Source organism: Rhizobium sp. WSM1274 (genome assembly GCF_025200775.1).
GTDB classification, from domain to species: domain Bacteria; phylum Pseudomonadota; class Alphaproteobacteria; order Rhizobiales; family Rhizobiaceae; genus Rhizobium; species Rhizobium leguminosarum_I.
Map to the genome: position 1 here is coordinate 33,379 of NZ_CP104142.1, position 15,817 is coordinate 49,195.

At 62.3% G+C, this 15,817-nt stretch carries 4 protein-coding genes; all 4 read left to right on the forward strand.

Annotation, left to right across the window (positions count from 1 at the left end):
- Positions 1–637 precede the first annotated feature (637 nt).
- Positions 638–7,648: a DUF4082 domain-containing protein gene (locus N2600_RS33430; protein ID WP_311319315.1), complete on the forward strand. Its 7,011-nt coding sequence runs from the start codon at positions 638–640 to the stop codon at positions 7,646–7,648.
- Between the two features lie 101 nt (positions 7,649–7,749).
- Complete coding sequence (locus tag N2600_RS33440) at positions 7,750–8,934, forward strand: GTP-binding protein (RefSeq protein ID WP_170260299.1); 1,185 nt, start codon at positions 7,750–7,752, stop codon at positions 8,932–8,934.
- A gap of 320 nt (positions 8,935–9,254) precedes the next feature.
- Positions 9,255–14,537 (forward strand): DUF4082 domain-containing protein, encoded by a 5,283-nt coding sequence (locus N2600_RS33445; protein ID WP_260299902.1) that lies wholly within the window; start codon positions 9,255–9,257, stop codon positions 14,535–14,537.
- Between the two features lie 22 nt (positions 14,538–14,559).
- Entirely contained in the window at positions 14,560–15,780 is a 1,221-nt protein-coding gene (locus tag N2600_RS33450; protein WP_260299903.1) for a GTP-binding protein, read from the forward strand.
- Positions 15,781–15,817: the final 37 nt, after the last annotated feature.

Below are 15,817 nucleotides of genomic sequence, written 5' to 3' on the forward strand. Positions count from 1 at the left end.
CATGTCTCGCCTTCAAAACATCCTTCAACGGACGCTGGTCCAATGCCTTAGGCGCTGTTCAAACGCCGGACGCCAAGCCCGAAACCAGATCGCTAGTGTGCAGTCTGTCGAAGCCTTGAGGAAGGTGGAGGTCGTTTACTTTGCCTAATCACAATTGATGAGGTGGGGAGGATGCTTAAGCCTAAATCGAGCAGAAACACATATCTTCGGCGCGACGCAGAGGCATCGCCTCGGGCGCGCTAGCCTCGAAGAACCGTAATCCCCCGCGGCAGAGCCTTTATGCTCGCATCGCCAATTTTGCCGGACGACGATATTGACCTGCGTCGCCGCCTTTCGTTCGACAACTCGAAGCAGCGCCAGCGGTGCGGCACAAGGCCGTTCTCGTGCCAGATCTTGACGACCGAAGACGCCGCCATCTCAACGGCCTATGCGGCTGCAAGCTTTGCACAGCAAGCGGCAGATCTCCGCGTGTCTCATCGATCACGTGGGCGCGCAACACGGCCGGTTGCCCAAAGGATGCCGCCTGTAGAGCGAAAGGCGTAGCATATACTCTCTCATTTTTCGACTACACTTCAGGGCCGCGTATCGAGCGGTCCTCATAGATTCGATCCTCACAATCTCGCGGAAGGTGCCTGCCATGTATCGCAACGCTCGTCGGTGGATCTCGCGCTCACTCCTGGTGGATTCGTTGATTCCCGCATGGCTGACCGTCGGCGGCAAGGGAAGGCCGCGCAAGCCTGCAGAAAGGCACGAGGACAGTGCTCAACTTGCGGCATCCGTGCAAACTGCGGATGGAAACAAGTATGGTAGCCTTGTCGACAATCCCTACAACAACGCGGCGCTCAACGAGCATGACTCGCAACATAGAGTGAACGTGATCGACGACCCGGACGGTCGGGCCAATATCACCCGCGAATCGCCGGCCTTGCCCGACGCTGTCGCAACAAATCGCGAGATGGGGGTGCGAAGCGGTGATACTGCCGCGTCTGTGTTGCCCGCCCACACGCCTAGTATTGCAGGTTTCGGGCGGAACGCGAACGGAGTTGCGTTCGGGGCCCAATCATCTCTTTATCGCACCTACGCTGGAATGAGCCTCATTGGCGATGATCCTTTGGCTCCGTATATTCCGCAAGGCCCTGCACCAACAGCTTCGGGCCAAGGTTCTGCTGCTGTGACGGGCGAGCGTGCGCACTCCGGCAAGGTCGTCATTCTCGAGTCGACGCCGTCGGCGCAGTCGACCGGGCAGCATGCTGGGGCAAATGCGCTGGCGTTTGGCATGCCCTTTGGTGTGTGCGGGTGCGGCTACTATACGTCCCCCACGCGGATTCTCGATTGGGCCCATGGTGGCGCCTTGCTTCAGCAAGATGGCCAGTTGCCGGGAACCAGGCTGACCGAAGGGCCGGACTACGTGGCGACGATCAAGAAGGCCATCGGCGCCTCGGTCAGCGATCCGCTTCTCGATCGGAACTTGTCCCCGCTCTCGGGCTGGCGCGGGACCGCAACGTGGACGGATTCGACGATCTTGAACGGATCGTTGCCCGGTGGCGGAGAGACCGGAAAGGGCACCACCACGAAGGGTGTCGGCATCCTTTCCGGCTCGGTGACGACGCCGCCTCAACCTTCCGCGCAGCGCTCGCTGACAACGCAAAATCTGGCGGCGGCCGCGGTGACGGCCAGCAACGCGATCGTGCTGGAAAACCAGAAGCAGGGCAATCCGGAGAGCGAGTGGGGTATCGACGGTGCGGGCAGCACCAACATCGAAGGGTTTGCGACCGACATCAGCGTCGACAACGGCAAGACGGTCAGCTTCAAGATAAACACGAATTCCACCAACTACCGGATCGACATCTATCGGCTCGGCTATTATGGCGGCATGGGCGCCCGCAAGGTCGCGACCATGCAGCATACTGGGTTGCAGACGCAGCCCAGTCCGCTGCGTAATGCCACGACCGGCACGGTCGATGCCGGCAACTGGGCCGTCTCCGCATCGTGGACCGTACCCGATGATGCCGTCTCAGGCGTCTATATCGCCAAGCTCGTGCGCCAGGATGGCACTTCCGGCGAAAACCATATCCCCTTCATCGTGCGCGACGACACCAGCCATAGCGACATCGTTTTCCAGACGGCAGACGAGACCTGGCAGGCTTACAACGGCTGGGGTGGCGCAAACCTTTATGGCGGCAACGGCCCGGCGACGGGGCAGGGTGCCGGTCGCGCCTATGCGGTCAGTTACAACAGACCGATCGCGACCCGCGGCGGGGTCGGCACCTATGCCGGCCCACAGGACTATCTGTTCGGCGCCGAATATGCAGGCATCTCCTGGCTGGAACAGAACGGCTATGATGTTTCCTACATGTCGGGTGTCGACGCCGACCGCTATGGCAGCCTGTTGCTCAATCACAAGACATATATCGATGCGGGGCACGACGAATACTGGTCCGGTCAACAGCGGACCAATGTGGAAGCCGCGCGCGATGCCGGCGTCAACCTCATGTTCTGGAGCGGCAACGAGGTCTATTGGCGTACCCGTTGGGGCAATGCGTATAGCGCCGATGGCACGCCCTATCGCACCCTGATCACCTACAAGGAGACCTGGGCCAACAGCGGCATCGATCCTTCCAGTGAATGGACCGGCACCTTCCGCGATCCACGCTTCAGCCCACCCGCTATCGGCGGCGGCAACCCCGAAAACTCACTGACCGGACAGCTGTTCAAGGTCGACGATGTCGGCAGCAATCTCGGCGCGATCACGGTCGGATATGACGACGCCAATCTGCGCTTCTGGCGCAATACGAGCGTCGCCAATCTTCAGCCTGGCCAGACGGCAACGCTCACCAAGAACTATCTTGGTTACGAATGGGACGAAGCGTCCGATAATGGCTTCGATCCGGCTGGTCTCGTCAAGCTGTCATCGACGACGCTTCCGGTCAGCACCTATTTGCTCGATTATGGAAATACGACCGGCGATGCGACCGCGACCCACAATCTGACGCTCTATCGTGCGCCGAGCGGTGCGCTGGTGTTCGGCGCCGGTACGGTCTATTGGACATGGGGCCTGAGCGACAATCATGACAACCAGGCGACTCCGACCGATCCTCGCGTGCAGCAGGCAATGGTCAATCTGCTTGCCGACATGGGCATTCAGCCGGGGACATTGCAATCCGGGCTTACTGCCGGGACAGCTTCGTCAGACCATACTGCACCGACCTCGGTCATCACGGTACCCGCCACGGCGACCGTTGGATCCGCCGTGACGATTACCGGCACCGCTACCGATACGGGAGGCGGGGTTATCGCAGCGGTCGAAGTCTCGACCGACAACGGGGCGAGCTGGCATCCGGCGACGGGCGATGAGAACTGGACTTATACCTGGTCGCCGCAGACCGCGGGCACATACACCATCCGGTCACGCGCAGTCGACGATAACGTCAATCTGGAAACACCCTCCGCGGGACGCACTGTCACCGTCAGCGGGCCGAGTTACACCTCTCTCTTCGGTTCGGCGACGCCAGCGGTCGTCAACACCAACGATACCTCAGCCGTTGAACTCGGCGTCAAATTCCTGACTTCCGTGGCCGGCACGATCACCGGCATTCGTTTCTACAAGGGCGACCTCGATACGGGTACACATACGGGTTCTTTATGGTCGAGCACCGGCACGAAGCTTGCGACCCTCACCTTCACGAACGAGACTGCCAGCGGCTGGCAGACTGCCTATTTTACCAGCCCGGTATCGCTGACCGTTGGACAAACCTACACCGCGTCTTATCACACGAGTAGCGGTCATTATTCCACGACCACTAGCTACTTCACCTCGAACGTGACGAGCGGCCCGCTCACGGCGCCGGCCAGCGGCAACGGCGTGTACACTTATGGGAGCGCCAGCCTGTACCCCACAAGCACCTACCAGTCGACGAATTATTGGGTCGATGTGATGTTTACCACGCCGAGCTCGAACACGACGCCGACGGCAGTTGCCGATACGGGGGATGCGACGGAGAAGGGCGGGGTTGCCAATGGTTCGGGCGGCGTGGTTGCCAGCGGCAACGTGCTGACCAACGACACCGATCCGGACGCCGGTGACACCAAGACCGTCACGGCAGTGGTCTTCGGTGCGACATCAGGAACGCTCGGCTCGGCGCTGAACGGCACCTATGGCAGTCTCGTTCTCAATGCATCTGGCGCCTATAGCTATGCGATCAACGAGAGCAATACCGCCGTCCAGGGACTGCGGCAGTCGACCAATACGCTGAGCGATGTCTTCAGCTATACGATGCGCGATAGCGCCGGCGCGACGGCCACGGCAAACCTGACGGTCACCATCCACGGCGCCAACGATGCGCCGGTGCTCGCCGTCCAGACGACGACCCAGAACGCCACCACCGGCTCCGCCTTCTCCTTCGTGCTGCCGACGACGACCTTTACCGATGTCGACAGCGGCGAGACGCTGACCTACGCGGCAACCGCTGCCGATGGCACGGCACTGCCTTCCTGGCTGAGCTTCAACGCCTCGACGAGGACCTTCTCCGGCACGCCTACGACAGGCGGCACCTACGGTGTCAAGGTGACGGCAACCGATCTCGGCGGCCTTGCCGCCAACGAGACCTTCAACATCGCCGTGTCGGTTCCCGGAAACACGACGCCGACGGCAGTTGCCGATACGGGGGATGCGACGGAGAAGGGCGGGGTTGCCAATGGTTCGGGCGGCGTGGTTGCCAGCGGCAACGTGCTGACCAACGACACCGATCCGGATGCCGGTGACACCAAGACCGTCACGGCAGTGGTCTTCGGTGCGACATCAGGAACGCTCGGCTCGGCGCTGAACGGCACCTATGGCAGTCTCGTTCTCAATGCATCTGGCGCCTATAGCTATGCCATCAACGAGAGCAATACCGCCGTCCAGGGACTGCGGCAGTCGACCAATACGCTGAGCGATGTCTTCAGCTATACGATGCGCGATAGCGCCGGCGCGACGGCCACGGCAAACCTGACGGTCACCATCCACGGCGCCAACGATGCGCCGGTGCTCGCCGTCCAGACGACGACCCAGAACGCCACCACCGGCTCCGCCTTCTCCTTCGTGCTGCCGACGACGACCTTTACCGATGTCGACAGCGGCGAGACGCTGACCTACGCGGCAACCGCTGCCGATGGCACGGCGCTGCCTTCCTGGCTGAGCTTCAACGCCTCGACACGCACATTCTCCGGCACGCCGACGACATCAGGAACCTACGGCGTCAAGGTGACGGCGACCGATCTCGGCGGCCTTGCCGCCAACGAGACCTTCAACATCGCCGTGTCGACGGCGCCGACGACCTATAGCCTGTTCTCCGCCTCCAGCACGCCGGCCCAGACGAACCTCAATGACGGTCAGCAGCTCGAGCTTGGCGTCAAGTTCACGTCGAACGTTGCCGGGGATGTCACGGGAATCAAGTTCTATCGCAGCGCCAACGACAACGGCCAGGACGTCGTCGACCTTTGGACCGCGACGGGCACCAAGCTCGGCACCGCCACCTTCACCACCACCACCGCGAGCGGCTGGCAGACGGTAAACTTCGCAACTCCGGTCACAATCGCCGCCAATACCACCTATGTCGCCTCCTATCACACGACCGGAGCCTATGTGGCGACCAGCAATTTCTTTACAGCTGCTGTCACCAACGGTCCGCTGACGGCACCAGCCACCGGCAACGGGGTCTACCGCTATGGGGGCTCTGCCACCGCCGGCATTTTCCCAAATGCCACTTTCGGTGCTGCCAATTATTGGGCCGATGTGGTCTTCCGTCCCTCGAATGCGAACAACACGACGCCGACGGCAGTTGCCGATACGGGGGATGCGACGGAGAAGGGCGGGGTTGCCAATGGTTCGGGTGGCGTGGTTGCCAGCGGCAACGTGCTGACCAACGACACCGATCCGGATGCCGGTGACACCAAGACCGTCACGGCAGTGGTCTTCGGTGCGACATCAGGAACGCTCGGCTCGGCGCTGAACGGCACCTATGGCAGTCTCGTTCTCAATGCATCTGGCGCCTATAGCTATGCGATCAACGAGAGCAATACCGCCGTCCAGGGACTGCGGCAGTCGACCAATACGCTGAGCGATGTCTTCAGCTATACGATGCGCGATAGCGCCGGCGCGACGGCCACGGCAAACCTGACGGTCACCATCCACGGCGCCAACGATGCGCCGGTGCTCGCCGTCCAGACGACGACCCAGAACGCCACCACCGGCTCCGCCTTCTCCTTCGTGCTGCCGACGACGACCTTTACCGATGTCGACAGCGGCGAGACGCTGGCCTATTCGGCAACCGCTGCCGATGGCACGGCGCTGCCTTCCTGGCTGAGCTTCAACGCCTCGACGAGGACCTTCTCCGGCACGCCTACGACAGGCGGCACCTACGGTGTCAAGGTGACGGCAACCGATCTCGGCGGCCTTGCCGCCAACGAGACCTTCAACATCGCCGTGTCGGTTCCCGGAAACACGACGCCGACGGCAGTTGCCGATACGGGGGATGCGACGGAGAAGGGCGGGGTTGCCAATGGTTCGGGCGGCGTGGTTGCCAGCGGCAACGTGCTGACCAACGACACCGATCCGGATGCCGGTGACACCAAGACCGTCACGGCAGTGGTCTTCGGTGCGACATCAGGAACGCTCGGCTCGGCGCTGAACGGCACCTATGGCAGTCTCGTTCTCAATGCATCTGGCGCCTATAGCTATGCGATCAACGAGAGCAATACCGCCGTCCAGGGACTGCGGCAGTCGACCAATACGCTGAGCGATGTCTTCAGCTATACGATGCGCGATAGGGCCGGCGCGACGGCCACGGCAAACCTGACGGTCACCATCCACGGCGCCAACGATGCGCCGGTGCTCGCCGTCCAGACGACGACCCAGAACGCCACCACCGGCTCCGCCTTCTCCTTCGTGCTGCCGACGACGACCTTTACCGATGTCGACAGCGGCGAGACGCTGACCTACGCGGCAACCGCTGCCGATGGCACGGCACTGCCTTCCTGGCTGAGCTTCAACGCCTCGACGAGGACCTTCTCCGGCACGCCTACGACAGGCGGCACCTACGGTGTCAAGGTGACGGCAACCGATCTCGGCGGCCTTGCCGCCAACGAGACCTTCAACATCGCCGTGTCGACGGCGCCGACGACCTATAGCCTGTTCTCCGCCTCCAGCACGCCGGCCCAGACGAACCTCAATGACGGTCAGCAGCTCGAGCTTGGCGTCAAGTTCACGTCGAACGTTGCCGGGGATGTCACGGGAATCAAGTTCTATCGCAGCGCCAACGACAACGGCCAGGACGTCGTCGACCTTTGGACCGCGACGGGCACCAAGCTCGGCACCGCCACCTTCACCACCACCACCGCGAGCGGCTGGCAGACGGTAAACTTCGCAACTCCGGTCACAATCGCCGCCAATACCACCTATGTCGCCTCCTATCACACGACCGGAGCCTATGTGGCGACCAGCAATTTCTTTACAGCTGCTGTCACCAACGGTCCGCTGACGGCACCAGCCACCGGCAACGGCGTCTTTGCCTATGGCGGCTCCGCTACCACAGGTCTTTTCCCGACCAACAGCTTCAATTCAACCAATTACTACGCCGACGTCGTCTTCCGGCCGCAGCTCGTCGCGTGACGCAAAGTATAAGGTTAGGGATCGGTTCGAATGAGGCTCATACCACGCAAATGCTGGTCGCGGCGAAGGGCGCTTCGACCGCCCGCATTCAAGGAATGCCGATGAACGGGATCGAGCGGCTGCCGGTAACCGTGCTGGCTGGCTTCCTCGGCGCTGGCAAGACGACGCTCCTCAGCCACGTCCTGAATAACCGTCAGGGCCTGCGGGTCGCCGTCATTGTCAACGATATGAGCGAAGTGAACATAGACGCCAGTCTCATTCGAGACGGCGGCTGCAACCTGTCGCACACGACGGAGACATTGATTGAGCTCAGCAATGGCTGCATATGCTGTACCCTGCGCAACGACCTCCTGGCGGAAGTGCGGCGACTGGCTGAAGAGGGGCGATACGATTATCTGTTGATCGAGGGCACCGGCATTGCCGAGCCATGCCCGATCGCGGCAACTTTTTCCTTCCGCGACGAGAATGGTGTTTCGCTCTCTGATTTTGCGAAACTCGACACGATGGTCACCGTGGTCGACGCTGCAAACCTGTTGGCCGACTACAGCAGTGCCGATCTGCTTGCCGACCGCGGCCTGCAGCGCGACGGTGAGGACCGGCGCACACTCATCGACCTGCTGGTGGATCAGATCGAGTTTGCCGATGTTGTCGTGATCAACAAGATCTCGGACGCGGCCGAAGAGATCCGCGCTGATGTCCGCAAGATAGTTGCCGCGCTCAACCCGGATGCGCGCCAAGTGGAGACGGATTTCGGCAAGGTTTCTCTGTCAACCATCCTCAATACAGGCCTCTTCGATGAAGCAAAGGCCGCCGCGCACCCGCTGTGGCACAAAGAACTGTACAGCCCGGGCGACCATGTGCCGGAAACGGAGGAATACGGGGTCTCGAGCTTTGTCTATCGCACCAGGCGTCCCTTCGACCCCATGCTGTTTCGCGCATTCCTGGACGAGCCCTGGCCGGGGGTGATGCGTGCCAAAGGCCACTTCTGGCTTGCCACGCGCCCGCGTCATGTCGGCCTGATGTCGGCTGCCGGGGTGCAACGGCGCTGTGAGCCCATGGGGCTTTGGTGGGCGGCCGTTCCTCGACAAGACTGGCCGAGCCATCAGCAGTTTCGTCAGCAGCTCGAGAGCCGGTGGCACAGCGCCTGGGGCGACCGTCGGCAGGAATTGGTCTTTATCGGCGTGGGCATGGACGAGACAGGTGTGCGGACTGCACTGGACGGATGCCTCGCCAGCGCCGATCCGCGCGACTGGGCCATCCTCGAAGATCCGTTTCCGGCCTGGTAGCACAGGGCTGCGCAGGACAACGCTCGATCCAACCGGCTCGACCAGCCGGGCCGGACCTAAATTCCTTTTCTACCAGCGTCAGCCACTTAGAGCGCCGCGCGCTTTTCAGACGTTAAGGACGCTCCAACACTATGCGCTGGCAGTAGCCATAGGCAGCTTTGGGGCTCCTTGGGCGGTTGCGCTTAGGGTCATCATATCGGCGTATGAGGGTACCACCCATATACCCCGGATTGCTGACGTACGTTCGCGTAGCAAAGGTGCCAGAATGAACCTCTTGCTAGTGCGGTCGAGGGCCGGCCGATGGGAAGGGGGCGCCGCTGATGCGGAGAATTCATGTCAGTAATCGTGAGTACCTGAGTACATTTGGTGGAGCGTTGAGTATCTGTCGAGTATCCTCTGCCTGGAGCGCAGTCCTTGGATCCGCGACCGTCGCATCTTCGACGAGTACCGATGGTTCCCCAAGCTTTGCCAATCAGAGCAGCGCAACCGTCCAATCCTCCTTTACCGGCACGGTCACATCTTCCTTGATATCATCAGGCGACATGCAATCGTCCCCTGCATCGTCAACCGCGATGCCGGCGCCTGCGGCCGATGGCGGCGCGCAGGACACGTCCACGAAGACGGCGTCGGCTGCGACGGTTTTGCAGACACCTTCATCGACATCGCAACGCACCGTGCTTGGTCCGGATCCGTCCGAGGAGGCTGCGACACTGCCTGCCGCTCCCAAGCTTACGGGTGTTACCAGCGACGCCGATACCGGCAGCGCCAAGACGGCGGCGGCGGCCAGCTCTTCCAGCAGTCTCGATACGGCTTCGTTGCGCCTTCAGGCATCGATAGCATCCATCTCGGTGGAGCCGAGCCAGGACGGTTCTGCCGCGACGACTGCGGCCCCGACAGCCCTGGCGGCACCGCTTACGGCGGCCGCGGCTGCGGCGACGCCCAACAAGATAGCGCTCGAAAACCTGAAGCAGGGCAACCCGATCAGCGAGTGGGGCCTCCAGGGCGACGGCGGCGGCACCATCCAGGGCTTCGCTACCGAAATCAGCACGAATATCGGCCAGACCGTCGATTTCAAGATCGCCACCGATTCCACCCATTACCGCATCGATATCTACCGCATGGGCTATTATGGCGGGAACGGCGCGCGCAAGGTCGGCTCCATCGAACAATCGCTGACCACGGCGCAGATCCAGCCGCACCCGATCGTCGATATGTCGCTCGGTCTCATCGACTGCGGCAACTGGTCGGTCTCGGCGAGCTGGCAGATTCCGACGGATGCGGTCTCCGGCGTTTATTTCGCCAAGCTGGTGCGCGAGGACGGCGTCGAAGACGCCAGCATCATTCCTTTCGTCGTGCGCGACGACGCCTCGACCAGCAATATCGTCTTCCAGACGTCGGACACGACATGGCAGGCCTATAATGCCTGGGGCGGCGCCAGCCTCTATTACGGCGAAGTGCCGGTCGATCCCGCAAACATGATCGGCTACCTGCCGCCAAACTGCAGCTGCGGCCTGCAGGCCATCGGCCGGGCTTCGGCGGTCAGCTACAACAGGCCGATCATTACCAATACAAGCCCGATCGGCGGCTCGCACGACTACATCTTCGGCGTCGAATCCTCCGCCATCTCGTGGCTGGAGCAAAACGGCTACGACGTTTCCTATATTTCCGGCGTCGATGCGACGCGCAACGGTGCGCTGCTGCTCAACCACGATGCCTATCTCTCCGTCGGCCATGACGAATACTGGTCTGCCGAACAGCGCGCCAATGTCGAGGCGGCGCGCGATGCCGGCGTCAACCTCGCCTTCTGGAGCGGCAACGAATGCTACTGGAAGGTTCGCTGGCAAAGCAGCATCGACGGCAGCGGCCAGGCCTACCGGACCATGGTCTGCTACAAGGAAACCTGGGGCAAGAGCACGGATCCGAGCAATGTCGGCACCGGCACCTGGCGCGATCCGCGTTATTCCGATCCGGGGCAGCAGCCGGAGAATGCGCTGACAGGCACGATGTTCCAGGTGGACGGCTACCGTCAGGATACGATCTCCATCCCCTATGACTATTCGAACCTGCGCTTCTGGCGCAATACCGACGTGTCGGAGCTGCAGGAGGGCGAGACCTACAGCCTCGTGCAAAACCTGCTCGGCTACGAATGGGATTCCGATGTCGAGAACGGATTCCGTCCGGCTGGACTGATCGACCTGTCGCTCTCCTCGGTCTCGGTGAGCACGTATCTGCGCGACTACGGCGCGACGGTCGGCGATGCAGTGGCGACCCACAGCCTGACCATGTACCGGGCGGCAAGCGGCGCGCTGGTCTTCGGCGCCGGCACAGTCTTCTGGTCCTGGGGGCTGAGTGACGACCATCAGGGCCCGGCCACGTCAACCGATCGCAACGTGCAGCAGGCGATGGTCAACATGTTCGCGGACATGGGCATTCAGCCGACCACGCTTGATGCCAGCCTGATCCTTGCGACACAATCGACCGATACGCTGAAGCCCACCTCGTCGGTCACGTCGCCGATCATCGGTGCAAGCTTTCTCGAAGGGCAACATGTGACGATCACGGGCACGGCGCAGGATTTCGGCGGCGGCATCATTGCCGGCGTGGAGGTCTCGACCGATGGCGGCCAGCACTGGTTCAAGGCCACCGGCCGCGAGAGCTGGAGTTATAACTGGGTCGTCCAGGCGAGCGGAACCTACACGATCACGTCACGGGCCGTCGACGACAGCGTCAATATGGAGGCGCCATCGGCGGGCAAGCAGGTGACTGTCACCCTGCCGGGCACGCAGGGCCTCTGGACGTTGGCGGACAAGCCCGCGGTCGAAACGGCGATCGACCGCGATTCCGTCGAGCTCGGCCTGCGCTTCCAGGCGACGACGGCAGGCTCCGTGGAGGGCATCCGCTTCTACAAGGGCTTCTACAATATCGGCGACCATGTCGTCAGCCTCTGGAGCGCCAACGGAACGCTGCTGGCGACCGGCGTGTCGATCGGCGAGTCGCTCTCCGGTTGGCAGACAGTGATGTTCTCCTCACCGATCCAGATTGCCGCCGGCACGACCTATGTGGCCTCCTATCACAGCAGCGGCTTCTACTCCGCCAGCCAGAATTATTTCGGCAGTCCCTATGCCAGCGGTGCGCTGAAGGCCGTCGATGGCGGCGGTGTCTATGCCTATGGCTCCAATGCCGGCACATTCCCCGGCCAGAGCCTCGGCACCGGCACCAACTACTGGGTCGACGTGGTCTTCGATGCGGGGCCTAACAGCGCGCCGGTTGCGACCGACGATACGGGGCTGACCATCACCCGCAACGACAGCGTCGTCATCTCGATCGCCTCGCTCATCGGAAACGATACGGATCCCAATGGCGATGCGATGACGATTTCGGCCGTCGGCAACGCCGTCAACGGCACGGTGACGCTCAACAAGCAGAACCGCACCGTCATCTTCACGCCGACCAACAATTATTCGGGGTCGGCAAGCTTCACCTATACGCTGTCGGACGGGCGCGGCGGCACGGATCAGGGCAACGTCAGCCTCACCGTAAACCAGGGCCCTGCCGGGGAAACGCTGTTTACATCAAGCGAAGGGCCGACGGGCGCAAGCTTCAACGAAGGTCAGTCGCTGGAACTCGGGATGAGGTTCGTCGCTTCGTCCAGCGGCATGATTACCGGCATCCGCTACTACAAGGCGGCCGGCGATACCGGCGCCCATACCGGCTCCCTGTGGACGGCCGACGGCACGCTGGTCGCGACCGTCAGCTTCGCCGACAGTGGGCCGGTGAACGGCTGGCAGACCGCGACATTCGCCAACTCGGTGCATATCGCGGCCGGCACGACCTATGTCGCCTCCTACAGCACGACAAGCTCCTATGTGGCGACATCAGGCTATTTCACGACAGCCCATACCAACGGCGCGCTGACGGCGCTCGCCGGCAGTAACGGCGTCTTCGGCAATGGCACGAATTTCCCGACCTCCAGCTACCAGTCGTCGAACTACTGGGTGGATGTCGTCTACAACCAGACAAGTAATGCGGTGCCGTTCGCCGCCAATGACAACGGCTACACGACCTATTCCAACACGGCGTTGTCGATTGCCGCAGCCAGCCTGCTTGCAAACGACACCGATGCCGATGGCGACCCGCTCAGCATCACCGGCGTCAATGGTGCGGTTAACGGAACGGTGACCTTCAACAGCCAGACCAAGTCTGTCATTTTCACACCAACGGCGGGTTATACGGGTGCGGCAAGCTTCTCCTATTCGATCTCGGATGGGTATGGCGGAACCGCCTCGGCCATGGTCAGCCTCACTGTCGGCACGCCGGGAGGCACGACGTCGAGTCTGTTCACCGGCGCCGACACCTCGGGCGTTACCGCCGCCAATGACGCCAACTCGGTCGAACTCGGCGTCAAGTTCATCGCTTCCGCCAGCGGCCAGATCACCGGGCTCACCTATTACAGGAGCGCCCAGGATACCGGCACGCATGTCGGCTCGCTCTGGACGGCGAGCGGCCAGGTTCTGGCCCAGGCGACCTTCATCAACGAGACGGCGAGCGGATGGCAGACGGTTTCCTTCACCCAGCCTACCAATGTTACGGCCGGCGCCACCTATGTGGCGAGCTACCATTCGAACGGCTTCTATTCCGCAACGGCGAACTACTTCACGACGGACCATACGAACGGCGCGCTGACGGCACCGTCGAGTGCTGCGAGCGGCGGTAACGGCCTTTATGCCTATGGCTCGGGCAGCCTGTTCCCGACCGCTTCCTACAATGCGAGCAATTACTGGGTCGACGTGCTCTATCAGCAGGGCGGCGCGCAGAATGCGGTTCCGATCGCCGTCAATGACAGCGGCTTGTCGACCACTACCGGCACGCCGATCACCATCCAGGCCTCAGTGCTCCTGGCCAACGACACTGATGCGGATGGCGACCCGCTTGTCATTACCGGCGTCAGCGGCGCGGTCAACGGCTCGGTCGCCTACGATGCCCAGACCCAGACGGTGACCTTCACGCCGACGGCAGGCTATTCGGGACCGGCGAGCTTCAGCTACGCAATTGCAGACGGCAAGGGCGGCGCGGCGTCGGCTCAGGTTGCGCTCACCATCAATGGCGGCCAGACGGCAGGGCCGGAGCAGAACCTCTTTGCCGGCGATGCAACGCCTTCAATCGTCTCCGTCAACGACAACCAGCCGGTCAATCTCGGCATGAAATTCCAGGCCGATACGGCAGGCTGGGTCACCGGCATCCGCTTCTACAAGGGGGCGGACAACACTGGCCCGCACAACGGCTATCTCTGGACCGCCTCGGGCACATTGCTCGGCAGTGTCAGCTTCGGCAACGAAACGGCAAGCGGCTGGCAGACCGCGACGCTCACCCAGCAGGTCGCGGTCGCCGCGGATACGACCTATGTCGTTTCCTACAGCACCAACGGCAATTATTCGGCGACCGGCAACTACTTCAGCACCGATGTGACGAACGGCGACTTGAGGGCGCTCGGCGGCACCAACGGCGTCTATGCCTATGGGTCGAGCGGGTTGTTCCCGAGTGCCAGCTATAACAGCACAAACTACTATGTGGACGTAGCATTCAGGCCGCAGCTCGCGGCGTAAAGAAAGCGAGCGGGGAGTACCGATGACGAGTGCAGACAACAGACTTCCGGTGACGGTCCTTGCCGGTTTTCTCGGCGCCGGCAAGACGACGATCCTCAACCATGTCCTGCGCAACCGCGAGGGGCGCCGGGTTGCCGTCATCGTCAACGACATGAGCGAGGTGAATATCGATGCCGATCTCGTGCGCGACGGGGGAGCAAACCTGTCGCGGACGGACGAGACACTGGTGGAGCTCACCAATGGCTGCATCTGCTGCACATTGCGCGACGATCTCCTGAGCGAAGTGCGCCGCCTCGCCGCTGCCGACCGTTTCGACTATCTGCTGATCGAGGGCACCGGCATTGCCGAGCCGCTGCCGGTCGCAGCGACCTTCTCCTTCCGCGACGAGAGCGGGGCTGCCCTCTGCGACGTCGCGCGGCTCGACACGATGGTTTCCGTCGTCGATGCGGTCAATCTTCTGGCCGATTATGCGAGCGCGGAGTTCCTGAGGGATCGCGGCGAGAGCCGCGACGGAGACGATGAGCGCAAGCTGGTGGAACTGCTCGTCGAGCAGATCGAATTTGCCGATGTCGTGGTCATCAACAAGGCGCAGGACGTGCCGCCTGCAGCGCTTGCCGAGGTTCGCCGCATCGTTGCCGCACTCAACCCCGATGCCCGCGTCATCGAGACCGGCTTCGGCAGGTTGCAGCTCGACGCCATCCTGAATACCGGCCTCTTCAGCGAAGCGAGAGCTGCCCGCCATCCGCTGTGGCACAAGGAACTCTTCGGTTGGGGCGACCATGCGCCGGAGACGGAGGAATACGGCATTTCGAGCTTCGTCTATCGCAGCCGCCGGCCGTTCGATCCCTCCAGGCTGCGGGATTTTCTCGACAGGAAATGGCCGGGCCTCATCCGCGCAAAGGGCCATTTCTGGCTGGCGACAAGGCCCGACGAGATCGGCCTGCTGTCGATCACCGGCACGCAGTGCCGCATCGACACCAAGGGCTTCTGGTGGGCGTCCGTGCCGAAGGCGCAATGGCCGCGTTATCCGCAGTTTCGCCAGCTCATCGACCGGCATTGGGACGAGGTCTGGGGCGACCGCCGCCAGGAACTCGTTTTCATCGGCGCCGGCTTCGACGAAGACGCAATCCGCACTGCGCTCGACGACTGCCTGACCGGTGAGGAGGCGGGCTTCGATCCGCAGACCGCCGCCGGGCTTCAGGACCCGTTTCCGGCTTGGCAGCACGCACATCCAGATAGTTAGAGCATCCTAATGGACGTAGGGTGCCATAAGATGAAGA